The organism is Geothrix terrae (assembly GCF_022808775.1).
In the GTDB taxonomy this organism is placed as follows: Bacteria; Acidobacteriota; Holophagae; order Holophagales; family Holophagaceae; genus Geothrix; species Geothrix terrae.
The window spans coordinates 95,206-114,118 of the sequence record NZ_JAKZLA010000003.1; the positions used below are offsets into that span (position 1 = coordinate 95,206).

Genomic DNA, 18,913 nt, shown 5'->3' on the forward strand with positions numbered 1-18,913 from the left:
TGGCCTAGACTGGAGCCATGCCGACGCCCCTGCCCCCCGACTGGACCGATCGCCTCGCCCTGGACCGCGCCCATGTGTGGCATCCCTTCACGCAGATGCAGGTGCATGAGGCCGACCCGCCGGTGCCCGTGATCGGCGGCGAGGGCTGCGACCTGCTGCTGGCCAACGGGGAACGGGTGCTGGATGGTGTCTCCAGCTGGTGGACCTGCCTGCACGGCCACGGCCACCCGAAGCTGGTGAGCGCCCTGGAGCGCCAGGCGGCGAAACTCGACCACGTGATGTTCGCGGGCTTCACCCACGAGCCCGCCCTGGAGCTGGTGGTCCGGCTGCGACCCAAGCTCCCGCCGAACCTCACCCGCGCCTTCTTCTCGGATGACGGCAGCACCGCCGTGGAGGTGGCCCTCAAGATGGCCTTCCAGGCCCAGCTGCAGCGGGGGCAGAAGGGCCGTGACCGCTTCGGCGCCCTGCGCGGCGGCTACCACGGCGACACGCTCGGCGCCGTGGGGGTGGGCGAGCTGGACAACTTCATGACCGGCCTCTTCCGCCCCCTGCTGCTGGCCTGCGAGCGCCTGGAGGTACCTGAGGATCCGCGGCTCGAGGTGGTGCCCGATCCGACCTCCGACATGGCCGGCTGGCCCGAACGCCTGGGGGCGGCCCGCCAGTCCATGGCCGCCTTCTTCGCCACCCACGGGGAGCGCCTCGCCGCCTTCATCGCCGAGCCCCTCATCCAGTGCGCGGGCGGCATGCGCATGTGGCCGCCGGAGCTGCTGCGGGAGCTGCGCGCCCAGTGCGACGCCCACGGCGTCTACCTCATCCTCGACGAGGTGGCCACGGGCTTTGGCCGCACCGGCACCTTCCTCGCGTGCGAACAGGTGGACGTGGCGCCAGACCTGCTCTGCCTCTCCAAGGGCCTCACGGGCGGCACCCTGCCCCTGTCCATGACCTGGGCCACGGAGGAGCTCTACGGGCACTTCTGGGGCACGCCCGCCTCGGGCCGGGCTTTCCTCCACGGCCACAGCTACACCGGCAACCCCGCCGCCTGCGCCGTGGCCTGCGCCAGCCTCGCCCTCTTCGACGACGAGCCCGTGCTGGCGAACGCCGCCGCCCTGCACGAAGCGATGAAAAATGCCTTCACGGCCCTGGCCGCCCATCCCGCCGTGCGCCAGGCCCGTGTGCTGGGCGCCATCGGCGCCTGCCGCCTGGTGGATCCCGCCACCGGCCAGGCCCACGACACGGAGGACCGCTTCGGCTGGCGCCTCCACCGCCGGGCCCTGGACCACGGTCTGCTGGTGCGCCCCATGGGCGACTGCCTCTACCTGCTGCCGCCCCTCAGCACACCCCCCGCGCGGATCCACGAGGCCGCGGAGACGCTGCTGGACCTGCTCTGAGGCCTCAGGGTACCGGCACCGCCTCGTAGCCCGCACCCTTCGGCGTGATCCGCACGATCTGAGGCAGGTGCGCGCCTGCCAGCACCGCCTTCTGGCGGGTGGCTTCGCGGAAGAGCTCCTGCCGGACCTTCACGGCGCGGTCCCCATCCAGGTCGAAGGCGACGCCCACTTCCGGATGCTGGAACTGCACCGCGCCGAAGTGGATGAGGTCGCCGATGCACCAGAGCTCACGGCCCTCCGAGCTGAAGGCGTAGACCGTGTGGCCACCCGTATGGCCGTGGGCCGGGATGGCGCGGAGGCCCGGGGCGAGCTCCTCGCCGTCCTCGAAGGGGCGGAAGGCGCCGGCTTTCCCGTAGACCTCAAAGAGCGCCTTCAGCTTCGGCGCCCGGTCCCGCAGGCGTTCGGGCAGGCGCGAGGGGTCCTCGGTCCAGAAGGCGTGCTCGCGACGGGCCACCCGCAGGACCGCCTTGGGGAAGGCCCGCGTGCCATCGGCCTTCAGCAGGCCGCCGATGTGGTCGAAGTGGTCGTGGGTGATGAGGATGAGGTCGATGTCCGAGGCCGCCACACCCGCGGCAGCGAGCTGCTCTGCCAGGTGGCCCGAGTCCTCCTCGGGATCCTTGCCGATGCCCGTGTCCACCAGGACGGTGTGCCCCGGCATCCGCACGAGGAAGGCGTTCACCGGCGTGTCGGCCGCATCCTGGCCGCCCAGCATCCGCCGCGCCTCCGCCGCATCGAGGCCCTTGAGGAGCGAGGCGGCGAGGGAGATCCGCCCGTCCTGCAGCTTCCACACCTGCAGCTGGCCCAGGCGCAGGGGCTCGAGGCGGGCAGCGGTCGTCGGGGCGGAGGGCATCATGGCGGTTCCCGGCAGCAGGAGGGTCGTGGCGAGGAGGAGGGCGCGCATGGCCCGAGTGTACCCCGTTCCACCCGCCGCGAATGACGATGCAGGAGTCGTGTTTTTCCGGCATTACACTGGGTCTTTGCGGAGAATCCGATGAAGCTGGTGACGTTCCTGAAGGCCGACGCGGAGAGGATCGGCGCCGTCATGGCGGACGGCCGCATCCTCGACTTCGCCGCCGCCGAGCCTCGCCTGGCCGTGGACATGCTCACCGTCATCCGCCGCCAGGACGAACTCATGCCCCTGGCCCGGGCCCTGGCGGACGCCCCGCGGGCTGGGGCCCTGATCGAGGCTGCGTCCGTGCGCCTGCTGGCCCCCGTGCCCCGGCCCGTGTCCATGCGCGACGGCTACGCCTTCCGCCAGCACGTGGCCACGGCCCGCCGCAACCGCGGGCTGGACATGATCCCCGAGTTCGACCTCTTCCCCGTCACCTACTTCACCAATCACCTGGCCGTGACGGGCCCCGGCGAGGTGCGGGTGCAGGACCACCACCTCACGCGCCTGGACTTCGAGCTGGAGGTGGCCGTCGTCACGGGCCGGCCCCTGAAGAACGCCACGCTGGAGGAGGCGGACGACGCCATCTTCGGTTACATGGTGATGAACGACTGGAGCGCCCGCATGCTCCAGATGGAGGAGATGAAGCTCTCCCTGGGCCCCTGCAAGGGCAAGGACTTCGCCACCAGCCTGGGCCCCTGGCTGGTGACCAAGGACGAGCTGAGCCTGGAGCGGACCGCCACGGGCGAGCTGCTCCACGCCCGCATGACCTGCGACGTGAACGGGCACCGCCTGTCCGACGGCAACGCCGACAGCATGAACTGGACCTTCGCCCAGATCCTCCAGCGCACCAGCTACGGCATCCAGATACAGCCCGGCGAGGTCATCGGCAGCGGCACCGTGGGGACGGGCTGCCTGCTGGAGCTGAACGGCTCCAAGATCACCGACAACCTCTGGCTCAAGGCCGGCGACGAGGTGGTGCTGGAGATCGAGGGCCTGGGCCGGCTGGTGAACACCGTCACCCACGTGCCCGAGCGGCTGGTGGACATGTCGGCGCACCTAGTGGGTGGAACCCTTCCGGATCTCTATGCCGGCACGCCCTCCGGCGAGGCCGGGGACTGACTAGACTGGGGCATCCCCCCTCCGGAGTGACCATGCGCCGCGCCCTCGCCCTCCTCCTCGGCCTGCTGGCCGCCGCGAGCCCCGTCCTCGCGCAGAAGCCCACCCTGAAGGCCTACTTCGCGGACACGGCAAAGGTGCGGGAAGGCGGCGTGAAGCTCATCCCCATCCAGACGCCCAAGGGCACGTTCAAGGTCTGGACCAAGCGCTTCGGGAGCAATCCGCGCATCAAGCTGCTGCTGCTCCATGGCGGGCCCGGCTCCACCCACGAGTACTTCGAGTCGCTGGAGGGCTACCTCCCCGCCGAGGGCATCGAGTTCATCTACTACGACCAACTGGGCTCGGCCTACTCGGACCAGCCCAAGGACCGCGACCTCTGGACCACCGAGCGCTTCGTGGAGGAGGTCGAGCAGGTGCGGAAGGCGCTGGGCCTCGATCGCTCCAACTTCTACCTGCTGGGCCACTCCTGGGGCGGCATCCTGGCCGCGGAGTACGCGCTGAAGTACGGCGCCAACCTCAAGGGGCTGATCATCTCGAACATGATGATGAGCATTCCCGACTACAACCGCTACGCGACCGAGGTGCTGGCCAAGCAGATGGATCCCGCCGTGGTGAAGGAAGTGAAGGAGCTCGAGGCCAAGGGCCAGTACGAGAACCCGCGCTACATGGAGCTGCTGATCCCGAACTTCTACAACCAGCACCTCTGCCGCCTGCCCGAGTGGCCCGACGCCTTCAAGCGGGCCGGCGCCCACTCAAACAACGACATCTACGTGCTCATGCAGGGCCCCAGCGAGTTCGGCGCCTCGGGCCGCCTGGAGAAGTGGGACCGCAAGGCCGACCTGCCGAAGCTGGCCATGCCCACGCTGGTCATCGGCGGCACCTACGACACCATGGATCCCGCCCACATGAAGTGGGTCTCCACCCAGGTGCAGCACGGCAGCTTCCTGCTCTGCCCCCACGGCAGCCACATGTCCATGTGGGACGACCAGCGCACCTACTGCGAGGGCCTCATCCGGTTCCTCAAGGAGACGGACGCGGGCCGGACGACCGTCGCCTTCGGGAAGCCCTGAGCCGGCGTATGGCCCTGCGCACCATCCTCCCCGGCGACCTCTCGCCCATCGAAACCAACGCCCTCCTCTGCGGCGGCGTGGCCCCGCGCCCCATCGCCCTGGCCAGCACCATCTCGAAGGACGGCATCCGGAACCTGTCGCCCTTCAGCTTCTTCAACGCCTTCGGCTCGAATCCGCCCACGGTGGCCTTCGCGCCCAACCGCCGGGGCCGCGACGGCACCGTGAAGCACACCTACCTGAACGCCGTGGCCACGGGCGAGTTCGTCATCGCCGCCGTGAGCCACGCCATGCTGCACCCCATGAACGTGGCCAGCGCCGAGTGGCCGGACGGCGTGGACGAGTTCCCCAAGAGCGGCCTCACGCCCCTTCCCGCACGGCTCGTGCAGCCGGCCCTGGTGGCGGAGAGCCCCTTCCAGATGGAGTGCCGCCTCCAGCAGGTGGTGGAACTCGGCACTGGCCCCGGTTCCGGCCTTATGCTCCTCGGCGAGGTGCTGGCCTTCCATGTGCGGGAGGACTGCTTCGTGGACGGCCTCCTCCATGCGGACGCCCTCGACCTCATCGGCCGCAACGGCGGCGCCTTCTACACCCGGGCCAGCGGAGCCGCCGTCTTCCAGGTGCCCAAGCCCGCCGGGAAGCCCCTGGGCTACGACGCCCTGCCCGGGGCCCTGAAGCAAAGCCGCATCCTCACCGCCAACGACCTGGGCCAGCTCGCCAACAGCCCCGGCCTGCCGGACCTGGCCGCCATGACGCGGCGACTCGGCGACCCCGCGGATGCCGAGGGCCTGGAGCGGGCCCTGCAGGCGGCCCTGGCGCGGAACGACCTGGGCGAGGCCTGGCGCCTGGCGGGCCTGCGGCTGCATCCCTAACTGGCACTCACGATCCCGGAGACTGCATGAGCCCTCGCACGCGAATCACGGTTCTCCTCGCCCTCCTCGCGCTCCGGTTGGGAGCCCAGGTCTCCACACCATCGGCCGAGCTTCGGCAGTACCTCAAGGTCGAGGCGCCCGTGGTGGCCCTGATGCATGCGCGGGTGGTGGACGGCACCGGCTCGCCTGCCCGTGAGGACCAGACGCTGATCCTGCGGAACGGCCGCATCGAGGCCCTGGGGGCCAGCGCCAACCTGGCGGCGCCGAAGGAGGCCTTGGTTCTGGACCTCGCGGGCCACACGGTGCTTCCGGGCCTGGTGGGCATGCACAACCACCTGTTCTACACCCACTCCATCCACAGCGACGACAAGGGCGGCGCCCCGGCCCCGGGGCGGCTCTTCGCCGAGATCGCCTACTCGGCCCCGCGCCTCTACCTGGCCTGCGGCGTCACCACCATCCGCACCACGGGCAGCCTGGAGCCCTACACGGACCTCAATGTGAAGCGCCAGATCGATGCGGGCCTCCTGCCCGGGCCGAAGATGGACGTGACGGGGCCCTACCTTGAGGGCCTCGAGCCCATGACGCCGCAGATGTACGCCCTGCGGGGCCCCGAGGATGCCCGCCGCTTCGTGGACTTCTGGGCCGACGCGGGCGTGACCTCCTTCAAGGCCTACATGAACATCCGGCGGGCCGATCTGGGCGCCGCCATCCAGGCGGCCCACGCCCGGGGCCTCAAGGTGACCGGGCACCTGGGCTCCGTCACCTGGCCCGAGGCCATGGCCCTGGGCATCGACAACTTCGAGCACGGCCCCGTATTCACCGACACCGAGTTCACGCCCGGCAAGAAGCCCGATGCGGGCCCCGCGGTGGCTGCCTCCTGGGGTTCCTGGCTGAAGGTGGACATCGCAAGCCCCGAGGTGCGGGGACTCATCCGGGAGCTGGTGGCGAGGAAAGTGGCGGTCACCTCCACCCTGCCGGTCTTCGAGCTGGGGGTGCCCGGGCGCCCGCCCCTGCAGGCGCGGATGCTCGCGGCCATGTCCGCGGAATCCAAGGCCAGCTATCTCGCCGCCCGGGCCAGGATCCCCGCGGTCCCGAACAGCCGCGCCGAGCAGCTGCTCCGGAAGGAGATGGCCTTCGAGCGGGCCTTCGCCCAGGCAGGGGGTCAGCTGCTGGCCGGGCCTGATCCCACGGGCATGGGCGGCGTATTGCCGGGCTTCGGCGACCACCGGGAGCTGGAGCTGCTCGTGGAGGCCGGGTTCACGCCCCTGGAGGCCATCCGCATCTACACCGCCAACGGCGCCGCCTTCCTGGGCCGCCTGGACCGCATCGGCACCCTGGAGCCCGGCAAGCAGGCGGACCTGGTGGTGGTGAAGGGCGACCCCACGCGGAGGATCGAGGACATCGAGAACGTGGTCACCGTCTTCAAGGATGGCCTCGGCTACGACCCCGTGAAGCTCCTCGACTCCGTGCGGGGGCACGTGGGCATCCGGTAAGAGCGCCTAGTCCTTCGTTCCCGCGGTGGAGGGCGCCGCATCCCCCCGGTGATGGATCACGCGCTGGGGGTAGGGGATGTCGATGCCGGCCTCCCGGAAGGCCATGAGGATGCGGCGGCGCAGCTCCCGGGCCACCTCCCACTGCTTGGCCGGGGCGGTCTTGGTGAGGGTCCGCAGGGTCACGGCGCTCTCTCCCAGGTCCTCCACACCCAGCACCTGGGTGGGCTCCAGCACCCGGTCCGGCCAGGCTTCGGCCAGCTCCTGGCCGATGCGCGTCAGCAGCGCGATGGCCGCATCGATGTCCGTGTCGTAGCCGACGCCCACCTCGACCTTGGCCCGGGCGAACTCCTTGGAGAGCACCACCACCCGCACCACGGAGCCGTTGGGGATGAAGTGGGCCTTGCCTTCCGAGTCGCGGATCTGGGTCACCCGCAGCGTCATGCGCTCCACGGTGCCCGTGTGCTTCTCGTCCACGCTGATGATGTCGCCCACCCCGAACTGGTTCTCCATGAGCAGGAAGAACCCGCTGATGACGTCCTTCACCAGGCTCTGGGCCCCGAAGCCCAGGGCCACGCCCGCGATGCCGGCGCCGGCCACCAGGGGCCCGATGTTCACGCCGAATTCCTGGAGCGTCATGAGCAGGAAGAAGACCACCGCCAGGACGCGGGCCGTGTTGTTGAGCACGGAACCCAGGGTGTCCGCCCGCCGCTCGGCGTCCGAGGTCACTTCCGCGTTTCCGTCGTCCACGGCCCGGCGCACGGCGCGGGACACCAGCTTCACGCTCCACAGGATGGCCAGGCAGGCGAGGGCCACCATGAGGAGATGCTCCAGCCGGGACCAGCCCGTGCGGTCCATCCACGCCAGGAAATGGTCGAAGCGGCGGGTCTCGGTCTTGAGAAGAGGCTGGAGGGACAGGTCGATCACGTCCTCAGTCTACTGGAAGCGGAACAGGCGCGGGAGCCCGGCGTCGCCTGCTTTCAGGGCGCCTTCATGCATGCGGGCCGCACCAGGTCCTCTCCCGCCGCGCCTGGTGCGGGGTCCCGCGGGAAGTGAATCACCATGGCCAACGCGGGCTCGAAGCTACTTCCAGGATGCCCAGTAGTTCACGTTCTCCACCAGCCCCGCAGCCGGCGTGGCCTTCAGGGGCCGGAAGGCGTCCACCATGACCGCTACTTCGTCGGTCCGGTCCTTGGTGCGGCTGAGGGGAATGGCCTTGGGGTGCGGCCCATGGTGGATGCCCTGGGGATGCCAGGTCACCATGCCCGCGCCGATGCCGTCGCGGCTGAAGAAGTGGCCCGCCGAGTAGAACAGCACCTCGTCGTAGTCGATGTTGGAGTGGAAGAAGGGCACGCGCATGGCGCCTTCCTCCTCCTCGAAGGGCCGGGGCAGGAAGGAGCAGATGACGAAATTATTGGCGATGAAGGTGGAGTGCGCGCTGGGCGGCAGGTGATAGCGGGCGCTAACGACGGGCCGGATGTCCTTCACGTTGATGCGCCAGACCGTCAGGTCGCCCTTCCAGCCCACCACGTCCAGCGGGTTGAAGGGATAGAACACCTTCGTGATCTGGTTCTCGCGCTTGATGTGGACGGCCCATTCCCGCGGTGCCGCGTCGTAGGCCTCCAGCTCCGGCGTGTCCACCATGGCGGGATCGAAGATGGCGTTGGGGCCCAGCTGGTTGCGGTCGGGGATGGTGACTTCGCTGAAACCCTCGATGAGGAGGTAGCGCTGCTCTCCTTCAGCGGGCAGGAAGCGGTACGTGGTGCCCCTCGGAATCACCAGATAGTCGCCGGTGGCGTAGTGGATCACGCCGAAGGTCGTCTCCAGCTTCCCGCCGCCCGCGTGGATGTAGTAGACGTCGTCTCCGTCGGCGTTGCGGTAGAAGAAATCCATGGCCGAAGGCGCCACCCAGTGCAGGGCCACATCCGCGTTGTGCAGGATGCAGATGGGCGCGAAGGACGGTTCCACTGAACCGAACATGGAGGCCCGGATCGCCTCGTCGGCCGCATTCCCCCGGGGGTCCCGCGCTGGCGCGCCCACCCCCGCCCCCCCGCCGGTGGCGCGGTCAAAGCCCACGCCACCGACCGGCTTCAGCCCGTTCAGGTCGTAGCTGTGGGGTCGCAAGGGGCCTTCGATGCGCGTCCAGTCCGTCACTGGGTGCAGGCGGTAGAGGTGCGTGGTGCGCCCGAAGAACCCGTTGCGCGCGTGCTCCTCCTCGAAGGTGCCCGCGGGTAGGTCCACATGCGCCTGGCGCGTGTGAAGGCCCTTGCGCAGGGGGAAGAGCGGTGTTTCCTTCTTGGACATGGAAGACCTCGGGACGAGGAGCCATTATCTCTCAAAATGAATTTAATAAGCGGAGGAGAGCGGAGAGGCTGAGGAGAAGGGAGAAAAGATCGGCCGATCTTTCTCCGCTTCCTCCCTGTCTCCGCTCTCCTCCGCTTACATCAGTTCTTTGTTATTTCAGCCCTGCTTCTGCAGCCAGCGGTTGTAGAACCACAGACTCAGCGCGCTGCCCAGACCGAAGAGGGTGAGGATGATCCAGCCGGTGGCGGCGGCCTTGGGGTCCAGCTTCAGCAGGCCGTCCGGCTGCTTCACGGCGCCCGCGCACATGACCTGGTTGAAGAGCCAGGCGCCGGCGGGACCACCCACCAGGCTGCCGATGGCCATGGGCAGGTTGGAATAGCCGAGGTAGAGGCCCTCCTGGCCCTTGGGGGCCAGCGAGCCGATGTACTCGTAGAGGCGGCTGGAGGCGAACAGCTCGCCGAAGGCGATGAGGGCCACGGTCATCACGATGAAGAGGCTGCCCACGGGGAGCAGCACCTTCGCGGTCACGCCGCCCGTCATGAAGAGGGGCGCCACGTTGATCAGCATGGAGAGGCCGATGATCACCGTGCCCACGATGATGGACTTGATGGGCGGCAGCTTGCCGAAGAGCTTGGTGATGAGGAGCTGGAACAGCACGATGGTGATGGGGTTCGCCATGGTGTAGAGGTCCATGGCCGGGCTCAGCTCCACGGTCTTCTTCACGTAGAGCGGCAGCACGTTGTAGACCTGGTTGTAGATGAAGTAGAAGCCGCTGCTCACCAGCAGGAACAGCGCGAAGCGGCCGCTGCCCAGCACCTTGAACATGCCGAGGAGGATCTCGGAGATCGTGCGCTTGGGCTTGGCGGGGTCCACGGTGGATTCTGGATCACGGTAGAGCAGCGCCACCACCAGGAAGGCCAGCACCGAGGCCGCCATGGACACCAGGAAGATGGTGTCGAGCTTGCCGAGCTTGGTGCGCACGAAGAAGGCGGTGAGGCGCCCGAACACGCTGCCGATGTTGATGACCATGTAGAAGATGGCGAAGGCCAGGGTGGCCTTGCCCAGGTGCGTGCGCTGCACGGTGCCGGCGATGCACGGCTTCACGAAGGAGCCGCCGATGCCGACCAGCACGATGGCTGCCGCCACGGGCACCATCACGCCCATTCCGGCCGTGACCTCCTTCCCGGCCTGCAGGGCCAGGGTCTGCCCGCCGAACCAGACGGGATAGCCCATGAGGAAGTAGCCCCCCACCAGCAGCACGCAGGCCAGGAGCAGGCTGCGGCGGAAGCCGATCTGATCCGCGATGGTGCCGCTCAGGATGGGCAGGAAGTAGACCAGGAACCAGAGCACTCCGTTCAGCGTGCTGGGCCAGTAGTCGCCGAGCCCCAGCCGCCCCAGGTAGATGACGATGAAGCTCGCCATGGAGTAGTAGGCCGCCCGCTCGAACAGCTCCGTGAGGTTGGCGTTCCAGTAGCTGGCAGGGAAGGAGTACTTCTCGCGGAAGGAGGGCTCGGCGGTCATGGATACCTCAGGGTCGGATTAGTCTCGCATGGCGAGGTGTCCCCGTTTCCTGGATTCTGGTATCTCTGGCGGATGTCTCCCCGCCCATCCCGCTGGTTCCGGTCCCGCCTTGCCCTGGCCCTGGTCCTGGCCTCGGCCTGCCTGGCCGCGGCCCCTCCGCCTCTCCCCCCTGACGCCCGGGCCCTCGTCGACCGTGCCTTCGCGGATCTGGATCCCGCCCATCCCGTGGTGGACGTCCATGTCCATGCTCTCGGCCTCGGGCAGGACGGCGATGGGACCTTCGTAAACCCCGCGAAGCTGAGCTTCCGGCATCCCGCGAAGCGACTGGAGACGAACCTCTACCTGAAGGCCACCGGCGTGAAGGGGCTCGATCACTTCGACCGCGACTACCTGGATGTCCTCGCCGCCCGGGCCCGGGCTTTCCCCAGGCCCGTGCGGATCCACCTCCTGGCCATGGACCGCGCCTACCACGCCGACGGCACGCCCGATCCCGCGCGCACGGAGTTCCATGTGCCCAACGCCTACGTCCTGGAGGCCGCTGCGACATACCCGGACGTCTTCATCCCCGTGGCCTCCATCCACCCGGCCCGCCTGGATGCCCTCCAGGAGCTGGAGGCCTGCGCGGCGAAGGGGGTCCGGATGCTCAAGTGGCTGCCCAACGCCCAGGCCATCGACCCCGCCGATCCCCGCTACGACGCCTTCTACCGCCGCATGAAGGAGCTGGGCGTGGTGCTGCTCACCCACGCCGGCGAGGAGAAGGCGGTGGCCGTAAAGGGCGCCCAGGCCCTGGGCAATCCCCTGCGCCTGCGCCGGCCCCTGGACCTGGGCGTCACGGTGATCGTGGCCCACTGCGCCAGTCTGGGCCGCAACGAGGACCTGGACCACCCCGGGAAGACGGCCGCCAACTTCGACCTGTTCCTGCGCCTGATGGACGAGCCGAAGTACCAGGGCCGCCTCTTCGGCGACCTCTCCGCCATCACCCAAGTCAACCGGCTGCCCCGCCCGCTCCGGACCCTGCTGGCCCGCGACCTGGACGGCCGCCTGCTCAACGGCAGCGACTACCCCCTGCCCGGCGTGGACCTCGTCGTTTGGACCCGCGGCCTCGTGCAGCTCAAGCTGATCACGGCGGCCGAGCGGAAGGCCCTCAACGAGATCTGGAAGGCCAACCCGCTCCTGTTCGACTTCGTGCTGAAGCGCACCCTGCGGGACCCCCGCACCGGCCGGCAGTTCGCCGCCAGCATCTTCCAGCGGGATCCGGCCGCCCTCAGCGGATGACCGCACCCCTCTCCGCCAACAGGTCCCGCAGCACGGAGCGGTGGCAGTGCGCCTCGTCCTCGCAGTAGCAGCCCATGGCCAGGTCCGTCCTCTGCGACAGGGCCGCCAGCAGATCCAGGAGCCGGGCCTTCTCGGGGTGGCTCATCTCCGCCCGGTATTTCCTCTTGAAGGCCGCCCAGTCCTTGTCGCTCTCGGCGGCCTGGGCCTGCTTCACCAGCTCCTCGCTGGGGGCGGCCTCTGGCAGCCACACGTCGTAGAAGTCGCGCGAGGCGAACTCGGCCTTGGGCACGCCCCGCGGCGGCCGACGCACCGTGCCGATCCGCAGCCCCTCCCCCGGCACCCTCGGCGTCCCCAGTCGCACCACGCGGATGGCCATGGCGTCCTCCCCGCGCAGTTGTAGCACCAATGAGGTCAGTGGTCTTCCGCCAGCTCGGTGAGGTGGAGCGTCACCGAGCCGCCCGGCTCCACGCGATCCATGCCGGCAGGGATCACGGCCAGGGCGTTGGCGTGGAGCATGGAGGAGAGGATGGCGGAGCCCTGGGGCCCCGTGAGGCGCGCCAGGAGCTGGTCCCCTTCGCGGCGGGCCACCACGCGCAGGAAGGTGGTGCGGCGGTCGCCGGGCTTGCCGCTCCAGCCGTCCTCCAGCACCGCCTCGGCCACGGGGCGGTGCAGCGCGGAGAAGCCCATGAGGCGCCGCAGGGCGGGCCGCACGTACTCCTCCACCATCAGCATGGCGGCCACGGGGTTGCCCGGGATCCCGAAGATGGGCTTCTCGCCCAACATCCAGAAACCCAGGGGTCCGCCGGGCTTCTGGGCCACCTTCCAGAAGACGCGGCGCGCTCCCAGCTCCTCCAGGATGGGCTTCACGAAGTCGTAGTCGCCCACGGAGATGCCGCCGGTGGTGAGGATGGCGTCGGCCTGCATGGCCTCGCGCAGTACAGCCGTCAGCGTGGCCCGGTCGTCCCGCACCCGGGCGAAGGGCATGGGAACCGCTCCGCAGGCCGCCACCTGGGCGCAGACTGCGTGGATGTTCGCGTCGCGGATCTGGCCGGGACCGGGCCGCTCGGAGGCATCCACCAGCTCGTCCCCCGTGGTGAGCACGGCCACCCTGACCCGCGGATGGACCGGCACGGCGGGCATCCCCACGGCGGCCAGCACACCCAGGTCGCCCGGCCGCAGGGCGCGCCCGGCCGGCACCAGGGCGAGCCCGGCCTGGATGTCCTCGCCCGCGTGGCGCACGTGGACGCCCAGGCGAAGGGGCGCGCGGACGCCCACCCAGTCCCCGCCGTCCTCGCCGCGCGTGGTGTCCTCCACGGGCACCACGGTGTCGGCGCCCTCGGGCAGGGGCGCGCCGGTCATGATGCGCCAGGCCGTGCCGGGCGCGACGGCCCGGCCCGGCGTGGCCCCAGCCGCGAGGTCCCCCAGCACGTGCAGCCGGACCGGATGCTCGGCGGAAGCCGCCGCGAGATCCACAGCCCGCACGGCGTAGCCGTCCATGGCGGAATTGGTGAAGGGCGGCACCTGCTCGGTGGACACCAGGGCCTCGGCGGCGGCCAGACCCTGGGCTTCCGCGAGGGGCAGGCGGCGTGGGGGCAGGGGCGCCACGCGGTCCAGGATCAGGGCGAGGGCTTCGGCAGGGGTCGGCATCAGTCGGGGTACCTCAGGACCTTCCACTGGACGAAGGAGAAGTGCCGCCAGCTTCCGGTCATGTGCGATCCCACCGAGGCCACCAGGGTGGCGGCCAGGTACCAGGGCAGGCGGTGCGCGGGCTGGAGGGCGCCCAGGCCCAGCAGGACCAGCTTCACCAGCACGGCCACGCCGCTGCCCTGGACGAGGATGCCCGCGTCCCGGGCCAGGTCGATGGCGAAGAGGAGGGCGCCGCTGGCCACGGCGACGAGGATGGGTGTTCGCAGGGCCTCGAAGCCGGCGCCGAAGGGCAGCGCCCCCACCACCAGGGCCATGGCGGCGATGTGGAGGCTCCGAAGGATGAGCTGGACCGGCCGCGCCCAGGGGAAGAAGCGGGGTCGCTCCGGGAAGAGCCGCGCCCGGAGGGTGCGAGGGGCCGGCTTGTCCGCGCGCCTGTCATCCATCCCTCCCTTCTAGCAGATTCCCCTTCCCGCCCGTGCTGAAATGGGTTCGCCCCGAGGTCCCCATGGCCAAGCCCGCCTCCCCCGCCGCGTCCATCCGCATCCGCATCGCCTACGGCACCGACATCGCCATCGGCCAGGGCAAGGCGGACCTGCTGGAGGCCATCGGCCAGACGGGCTCCATCTCCGCGGCGGCCCGGCACCTGGAGATGAGCTACCGCAAGGCCTGGCTGCTGGTGGACGAGATGAACCAGTGCTTCCATGCACCCGTGGTGGCCGCGGCCAAGGGCGGCCACCGGGGTGGCGGGGCGGTCCTCACCCCCACCGGCGCGGAGGCCCTGGCCCGCTTCCGCGTCATCCAGGCCAAGGCTGCCGAGGCCATCGCCGGCGATGTGCGGGCCTTCCGGAAGCGGCTGCTGGACTGAGGTCACAATCCCGCCGGCCGGCCCGGTCCGGCTTTACCTTTCGTTGTATTCTTTCGGACATATTGGATGGAGGCCCCATGCGGATCCCGAGATTCACCGGCTGGACCTGGCTGCTCGCCGCATCCCTGGCCTGTGTGGGCCTGGGCGCGGGGCAGCCGGCCACGAAGGCGGTCATCCTCGCCACCACCACCAGCACTCAGGACTCCGGCCTGCTGGACGAGCTCATTCCTCGCTTCGAGAAGCAGACCGGCTACGTGGTGAAGACCATCGCCGTGGGATCGGGCCAGGCCCTCGCCATGGGGAAGAAGGGCGAGGCGGACGTGCTCCTCGTGCATTCTCCGGATGCCGAAAAAGCACTCATGACCGAAGGCTCTGGCGTGAACCGCCGCCTCGTCATGCACAACGACTTCATCCTCCTGGGCCCCGCCGGGGACCCCGCGCATGTGCGCGGGAAGGCCGCCGCCGCGGCGCTCCAGGCCGTTGCGGCGGGCCACGCCCCCTTCATCTCCCGGGGTGACAACTCCGGCACCCATGCCCAGGAGAAGAAGCTCTGGGCCGTGGCCGGCCTCAAGCCCGAGGGCCAGGCCTGGTACCAGCAGACCGGCCTCGGCATGGGCCAGACCCTGGCCGTGGCCTCCGAGAAGCGGGCTTACACACTGTCAGATCGCGGCACCTACCTGGCCCTGCGTAAAAAGCTCGGGCTGGAGATCCTCAGCGAAGGCGATGCCGCTCTCTTGAATGTCTACCATGTCATCGAGGTCAATCCGGCGCGGCATCCCAAGGTGAACACCCCCGGAGCCCGCGCCTTTGCTGACTTCCTGGTGTCGAAAGATGTGCAGACCACCATCAAAGAATTCGGAATTGGAACCTTTGGATCACCGTTATTCTTTCCTGATGCCGGCAAGCCGGAATAGGCGGGCCGGACGGAGGGAACCCCATGTCCAACGCCATCTTCAGCCTGCCTGAATCACACAATGAGCCCATCCTCCCCTACGCGCCCGGCTCCAAGGAGCGCGCCCTCCTGAAGGCCGAGCTGGAGCGCCAGTACGCCCTGGAACTGGACATCCCGCTGATCATCGGCGGGCAGGAAGTCCGCACGGGCAAGACCCAGAAGGCCGTCTGCCCCCACGATCACCAGCACGTGCTGGCCCGCTACCACGAGGCTGGCGAGGCAGAAGTGCGCCTGGCCATCGACGCGGCCATGAAGGCCAAGAAGGACTGGGAGGCCACGCCCTGGGAGGATCGCGCGGCCATCTTCCACAAGGTGGCCAGCCTCATCTCCACGAAGTACCGCTACATCCTGAACGCCGCCACCATGCTGGGCCAGTCCAAGAGCGCCTACCAGGCGGAGATCGACAGCACCTGCGAGACGGCGGACTTCTTCCGCTACAACGCGAAGTTCATGGAGGAGATCTACAAGCAGCAGCCCATCTCCGATCCCCACGTGTGGAACCGCGTCCACTACCGCGCCCTCGAGGGCTTCGTCTTCGCCGTGACGCCCTTCAACTTCACGGCCATCGCCGCCAACCTGCCCACGGCCCCGGCCCTCATGGGCAACACCGTGGTGTGGAAGCCCGCCTCCACCTCCGTGGTGTCGAACCACTACCTGATGCAGCTCTACAAGGAGGCTGGCCTGCCGGACGGCGTCATCAACTTCATCCCCGGCCGCGGCTCCATGATCGGCAAGATCGCCCTGGAGGACCCCAACTTCGCGGGCCTCCACTTCACGGGCTCCACCGGCGTCTTCAACGGCATGTGGAAGACCATCAGCGCCAACCTGGAGCGCTACCGGAGCTATCCGCGCCTGGTGGGCGAGACCGGCGGCAAGGACTATGTCTTCATGCACGCCTCCGGGGACGTGGACGAGACCGCCGCGGCCATCGTGCGCGCGGGCTTCGAGTACCAGGGCCAGAAGTGCTCGGCCTGCTCCCGCGTCTACGCCCCCGCCTCCCGCTGGGCAGAGCTGAAGGCGCGCCTGCTGGGCCTGATGGGCGAAATCCGCATGGGCGACGTGCGCGACTTCCGCAACTTCTTCAATGCGGTGATCGACGAGGCCTCCTTCGACAACGCCATGAAGTACATCGAGCTGGCGAAGGCCTCGAAGGACGCCGAGATCCTCGTGGGCGGCAAGGGCGACAAGTCCAAGGGCTGGTTCGTGGAGCCCACCATCATCGTCACCACGGATCCCAGGTTCGTCACCATGCAGGAGGAGATCTTCGCGCCGGTGGTCACCCTCTACGTCTACGACGACGCCAGGCTGGACGAGACCCTGAAGGTGCTGGACGAGACTTCGCCCTACGCGCTGACCGGCGCCATCTTCGCCCGCGACCGCTACGTGATCAACCACCTCACGGACGCCCTGGCCAACACCGCCGGGAACTTCTACATCAACGACAAGCCCACCGGCGCCGTGGTGGGCCACCAGCCCTTCGGCGGGGCCCGCGCCTCGGGCACCAACGACAAGGCGGGCAGCTTCCTCAACTTGATCCGCTGGACCTCTCCCCGCACCATCAAGGAGAGCTTCACGCCACCGCGGGACCTCAAGTTCCCGTTCCTCGAGCAAGAATAGGAGCCCATGGACCTGATCTGGGAGGGCCTTCGGAAGGCGCTGGAGCTGCTGCTCACGCTGGATCCCGAGGTCCTCCGGATCACCCTGCTCTCCCTCGAGGTGTCGGGCCTGGCCACCCTCATCAGCCTGGTGATCGGCCTGGGCATCGCCGTGCCCGTGGCCCTGAACGAATTCCCCGGCAAGCGGCTCGTCATCGCCCTCCTCAACACGGGCATGGGCCTGCCGCCGGTGGTGGTGGGCCTCTTTGTCACCGTGCTGCTGTGGCGCAACGGCCCCTTCGGCTTCCTGGAGATCCTCTACACCCCCGCGGCCATGATTCTGGCCCAGGCGGTCATCGCCTCGCCCATCATCGCCGGCATCAGCCTCTCGGCCCTCCAGCACCTGCCGCCGGGCCTGCGGCTGCAGATCCTGGCCCTGGGCGCCTCGCGGCCCCAGATGGTGTGGCTGCTGCTGAAGGAGGCCCGCCTGCCCCTGCTGGCGGCCGTGATGGCGGGCTTCGGCGGCGTCATCTCGGAAGTGGGCGCCTCCATCATGGTGGGCGGCAACATCAAGGGCCAGACGCGGGTGCTCACCACGGCCACGGTCATGGAGACCAGCAAGGGCAACTTCGAGGTGGCCTTCGCCCTCAGCATCCTCCTGCTCGTGCTGGCCTTCACGGTGAACGCCGTGCTGACGCACCTGCAGCAGCGGAACCGGCCCCGATGAGCCGCGCGACCGTGCTGGAGGCGCGGAACCTCCAGGTCCACCGGGGCCAGGTGCAGGTCCTCGACGTGCCCGCGCTGGACCTGCGGGCGGGCGAAGTGCTGGCCCTCATGGGCCCCAACGGCGCCGGGAAAAGCACGCTGATGCTGGCTCTGGCGGGCCTGCTGCCCCTGTCCCGGGGGAGCCTCCGCTTCAAGGGCGCGGAACTCGGCTCCCGACCGGAGCGCGAGGCCTACCGGCGCCGCATGACCATGGTCTTCCAGGATCCGCTCCTCTTCGACACCACCGTGGCCCAGAACATCGCCGCGGGCCTCAAGCTGCGCGGCATCCCCGCCGCCGTGCGCGAGCCCGCCGTGCGCGCCTGGGCCCAGCGCCTGGGCATCGGGCACCTGCTGGGTCGCCCGGCCCGGCAGCTCTCCGGCGGCGAGGCCCAGCGCACGGCCCTGGCCCGGGCCTTCGCCCTGGGGCCGGAGATCCTCTTCCTCGACGAACCCTTCGCCTCCCTGGACGCGCCCGCCCGGGAGGGCCTCCTCGACGACCTGGGCCGCATCCTGGCGGAAACCGGCAGCACCGCCGTCCTCTCCACCCACGACCAGGCCGAGGCCGCGCGCCTCGGGCACCGCCTGGCCGTGATGAGGGATGGGCGCGTCCTCCAGACCGGGGGCCTGCGGGAGGTCATGAACCACCCCGAGGATCCCTTCGTGGCCGCCTTCGTGGGCATGGAGACCCTGCTCAAGGGCCAGGTGGCCGCCAGCGGCGAGGGCCTGCTCACCCTGCGCCTCGGGAAGGGCGGAGACGGCCACGAGGTCCTGGCCGTGGGCGAGGCACGGCCCGGCCAGACGATCCTGGTGGGCATCCGCCCGGAGCACGTGGCCCTGTCTTTACAGACCGACAAATCCAGCAGCGCCCGGAACGCCTTCCCGGGCACTGTCACGAAGGTCGTCCCCCGGGGCCCCTTCTTCAAGGTGGAGCTGGATTGCGGCTTCTTCCTGGCGGCCTATGTGACCGCGCAATCCCTGGCAGAACTGGGGCTTGCCCCAGGCGGCGCCATCGTGGCCTCCTTCAAGGCCACCGCCGCCCACCTCATCCGGCGGGAGGGCCTCGACTCCGAAGTGTGACCGCGTCCATTGCCGGGGGTCCGAGCCCGGACTAGCCTCGCATCTGGGGTGGTCCCGACCACTTCAGATTGGCGTGTCGTCAAAGGTCCG

The 18,913-nt window shown here is 69.4% G+C and carries 18 protein-coding genes; 11 read left to right on the forward strand and 7 right to left on the reverse strand.

Annotation, left to right across the window (positions count from 1 at the left end):
- The first annotated feature begins 17 nt into the window (after nt 1-17).
- Complete coding sequence (gene bioA / locus MLE42_RS06400; protein WP_243287054.1) at nt 18-1,388, forward strand: adenosylmethionine--8-amino-7-oxononanoate transaminase; 1,371 nt, start codon at nt 18-20, stop codon at nt 1,386-1,388.
- Nucleotides 1,389-1,392: 4 nt separating this feature from the next.
- Here bioA and MLE42_RS06405 read toward each other — a convergent pair whose 3' ends face one another.
- On the reverse strand, nt 1,393-2,289 hold the full coding sequence (locus MLE42_RS06405; RefSeq protein ID WP_243287055.1) for an MBL fold metallo-hydrolase: 897 nt from the start codon (nt 2,287-2,289) through the stop codon (nt 1,393-1,395).
- A 90-nt stretch (nt 2,290-2,379) separates the two neighbouring features.
- Here MLE42_RS06405 and MLE42_RS06410 point away from each other — a divergent pair, with 90 nt between their 5' ends.
- Genes MLE42_RS06410 through MLE42_RS06425 form a run of 4 tightly spaced genes read left to right on the forward strand, consistent with a single transcriptional unit; the run spans nt 2,380 to nt 6,825 of the window.
- A complete protein-coding gene (locus tag MLE42_RS06410) occupies nt 2,380-3,399 on the forward strand; it encodes a fumarylacetoacetate hydrolase family protein (protein ID WP_243287056.1) in 1,020 nt (339 codons plus the stop codon).
- Nucleotides 3,400-3,431: 32 nt separating this feature from the next.
- Nucleotides 3,432-4,466 (forward strand): proline iminopeptidase-family hydrolase, encoded by a 1,035-nt coding sequence (locus MLE42_RS06415; protein ID WP_243287057.1) that lies wholly within the window; start codon nt 3,432-3,434, stop codon nt 4,464-4,466.
- Between the two features lie 8 nt (nt 4,467-4,474).
- Nucleotides 4,475-5,332, forward strand: coding sequence for a flavin reductase family protein (locus tag MLE42_RS06420; protein ID WP_243287058.1), 858 nt, complete (start codon nt 4,475-4,477; stop codon nt 5,330-5,332).
- Nucleotides 5,333-5,358: 26 nt separating this feature from the next.
- Nucleotides 5,359-6,825, forward strand: coding sequence for an amidohydrolase family protein (locus tag MLE42_RS06425; RefSeq protein ID WP_243287059.1), 1,467 nt, complete (start codon nt 5,359-5,361; stop codon nt 6,823-6,825).
- A 6-nt stretch (nt 6,826-6,831) separates the two neighbouring features.
- On the opposite strand, the gene MLE42_RS06430 is transcribed toward MLE42_RS06425, so the two are convergent.
- The 3 genes from MLE42_RS06430 to MLE42_RS06440 form a co-directional block, all read right to left on the reverse strand.
- Nucleotides 6,832-7,749, reverse strand: coding sequence for a mechanosensitive ion channel family protein (locus MLE42_RS06430; protein ID WP_243287060.1), 918 nt, complete (start codon nt 7,747-7,749; stop codon nt 6,832-6,834).
- 156 nt (nt 7,750-7,905) lie between these two features.
- Entirely contained in the window at nt 7,906-9,126 is a 1,221-nt protein-coding gene (locus MLE42_RS06435) for a homogentisate 1,2-dioxygenase (RefSeq protein ID WP_243287061.1), read from the reverse strand.
- A 156-nt stretch (nt 9,127-9,282) separates the two neighbouring features.
- Entirely contained in the window at nt 9,283-10,647 is a 1,365-nt protein-coding gene (locus tag MLE42_RS06440) for an MFS transporter (RefSeq protein ID WP_243287062.1), read from the reverse strand.
- Between the two features lie 72 nt (nt 10,648-10,719).
- Here MLE42_RS06440 and MLE42_RS06445 point away from each other — a divergent pair, with 72 nt between their 5' ends.
- On the forward strand, nt 10,720-11,922 hold the full coding sequence (locus MLE42_RS06445; RefSeq protein ID WP_243287063.1) for an amidohydrolase family protein: 1,203 nt from the start codon (nt 10,720-10,722) through the stop codon (nt 11,920-11,922).
- Here the strand turns inward: MLE42_RS06445 and MLE42_RS06450 are convergent.
- From MLE42_RS06450 to MLE42_RS06460, 3 genes are read right to left on the reverse strand one after another with little or no spacing between them, the layout of a single operon-like run.
- On the reverse strand, nt 11,912-12,298 hold the full coding sequence (locus MLE42_RS06450; RefSeq protein ID WP_243287064.1) for a DUF488 domain-containing protein: 387 nt from the start codon (nt 12,296-12,298) through the stop codon (nt 11,912-11,914). The genes MLE42_RS06445 and MLE42_RS06450 overlap by 11 nt on opposite strands.
- Nucleotides 12,299-12,333: 35 nt before the next feature.
- Nucleotides 12,334-13,569, reverse strand: a complete 1,236-nt coding sequence (locus MLE42_RS06455) for a molybdopterin molybdotransferase MoeA (RefSeq protein ID WP_243287065.1) — start codon at nt 13,567-13,569, stop codon at nt 12,334-12,336.
- Entirely contained in the window at nt 13,569-14,012 is a 444-nt protein-coding gene (locus tag MLE42_RS06460; protein ID WP_243287066.1) for a hypothetical protein, read from the reverse strand. The genes MLE42_RS06455 and MLE42_RS06460 overlap by 1 nt, the downstream gene beginning before the upstream one ends.
- 62 nt (nt 14,013-14,074) lie before the next feature.
- Here MLE42_RS06460 and MLE42_RS06465 point away from each other — a divergent pair, with 62 nt between their 5' ends.
- From MLE42_RS06465 to MLE42_RS06485, 5 genes are all read left to right on the forward strand, one after another.
- A complete protein-coding gene (locus MLE42_RS06465; RefSeq protein ID WP_243287067.1) occupies nt 14,075-14,434 on the forward strand; it encodes a winged helix-turn-helix domain-containing protein in 360 nt (119 codons plus the stop codon).
- Nucleotides 14,435-14,511: 77 nt separating this feature from the next.
- Nucleotides 14,512-15,348 (forward strand): ABC transporter substrate-binding protein, encoded by an 837-nt coding sequence (locus tag MLE42_RS06470; RefSeq protein ID WP_243287068.1) that lies wholly within the window; start codon nt 14,512-14,514, stop codon nt 15,346-15,348.
- 23 nt (nt 15,349-15,371) lie between these two features.
- On the forward strand, nt 15,372-17,003 hold the full coding sequence (gene pruA, locus MLE42_RS06475; protein WP_243287069.1) for an L-glutamate gamma-semialdehyde dehydrogenase: 1,632 nt from the start codon (nt 15,372-15,374) through the stop codon (nt 17,001-17,003).
- A 6-nt stretch (nt 17,004-17,009) separates the two neighbouring features.
- Nucleotides 17,010-17,708 carry an ABC transporter permease gene (locus tag MLE42_RS06480; protein ID WP_243287070.1) on the forward strand — a complete coding sequence of 233 codons (699 nt, stop codon included), beginning with the start codon at nt 17,010-17,012 and terminating at the stop codon, nt 17,706-17,708.
- Nucleotides 17,705-18,823, forward strand: coding sequence for an ABC transporter ATP-binding protein (locus MLE42_RS06485; protein WP_243287071.1), 1,119 nt, complete (start codon nt 17,705-17,707; stop codon nt 18,821-18,823). The genes MLE42_RS06480 and MLE42_RS06485 overlap by 4 nt, the downstream gene beginning before the upstream one ends.
- Nucleotides 18,824-18,913 lie beyond the last annotated feature (90 nt).

What these genes read in the sequence shown, in the direction of transcription:
- MLE42_RS06445 (WP_243287063.1), top strand. Translation starts at nt 10,720, where the DNA reads ATGTCTCCCCGCCCATCCCGCTGGTTCCGGTCCCGCCTTGCCCTGGCC.
- MLE42_RS06425 (WP_243287059.1), top strand. Translation starts at nt 5,359, where the DNA reads ATGAGCCCTCGCACGCGAATCACGGTTCTCCTCGCCCTCCTCGCGCTC.
- MLE42_RS06455 (WP_243287065.1), bottom strand. Translation starts at nt 13,569, where the DNA reads ATGCCGACCCCTGCCGAAGCCCTCGCCCTGATCCTGGACCGCGTGGCG.
- MLE42_RS06480 (WP_243287070.1), top strand. Translation starts at nt 17,010, where the DNA reads ATGGACCTGATCTGGGAGGGCCTTCGGAAGGCGCTGGAGCTGCTGCTC.
- MLE42_RS06450 (WP_243287064.1), bottom strand. Translation starts at nt 12,298, where the DNA reads ATGGCCATCCGCGTGGTGCGACTGGGGACGCCGAGGGTGCCGGGGGAG.
- MLE42_RS06470 (WP_243287068.1), top strand. Translation starts at nt 14,512, where the DNA reads ATGCGGATCCCGAGATTCACCGGCTGGACCTGGCTGCTCGCCGCATCC.
- MLE42_RS06410 (WP_243287056.1), top strand. Translation starts at nt 2,380, where the DNA reads ATGAAGCTGGTGACGTTCCTGAAGGCCGACGCGGAGAGGATCGGCGCC.
- MLE42_RS06435 (WP_243287061.1), bottom strand. Translation starts at nt 9,126, where the DNA reads ATGTCCAAGAAGGAAACACCGCTCTTCCCCCTGCGCAAGGGCCTTCAC.
- MLE42_RS06440 (WP_243287062.1), bottom strand. Translation starts at nt 10,647, where the DNA reads ATGACCGCCGAGCCCTCCTTCCGCGAGAAGTACTCCTTCCCTGCCAGC.
- bioA (WP_243287054.1), top strand. Translation starts at nt 18, where the DNA reads ATGCCGACGCCCCTGCCCCCCGACTGGACCGATCGCCTCGCCCTGGAC.
- MLE42_RS06420 (WP_243287058.1), top strand. Translation starts at nt 4,475, where the DNA reads ATGGCCCTGCGCACCATCCTCCCCGGCGACCTCTCGCCCATCGAAACC.
- MLE42_RS06485 (WP_243287071.1), top strand. Translation starts at nt 17,705, where the DNA reads ATGAGCCGCGCGACCGTGCTGGAGGCGCGGAACCTCCAGGTCCACCGG.
- pruA (WP_243287069.1), top strand. Translation starts at nt 15,372, where the DNA reads ATGTCCAACGCCATCTTCAGCCTGCCTGAATCACACAATGAGCCCATC.
- MLE42_RS06405 (WP_243287055.1), bottom strand. Translation starts at nt 2,289, where the DNA reads ATGCGCGCCCTCCTCCTCGCCACGACCCTCCTGCTGCCGGGAACCGCC.
- MLE42_RS06415 (WP_243287057.1), top strand. Translation starts at nt 3,432, where the DNA reads ATGCGCCGCGCCCTCGCCCTCCTCCTCGGCCTGCTGGCCGCCGCGAGC.
- MLE42_RS06460 (WP_243287066.1), bottom strand. Translation starts at nt 14,012, where the DNA reads ATGGATGACAGGCGCGCGGACAAGCCGGCCCCTCGCACCCTCCGGGCG.
- MLE42_RS06465 (WP_243287067.1), top strand. Translation starts at nt 14,075, where the DNA reads ATGGCCAAGCCCGCCTCCCCCGCCGCGTCCATCCGCATCCGCATCGCC.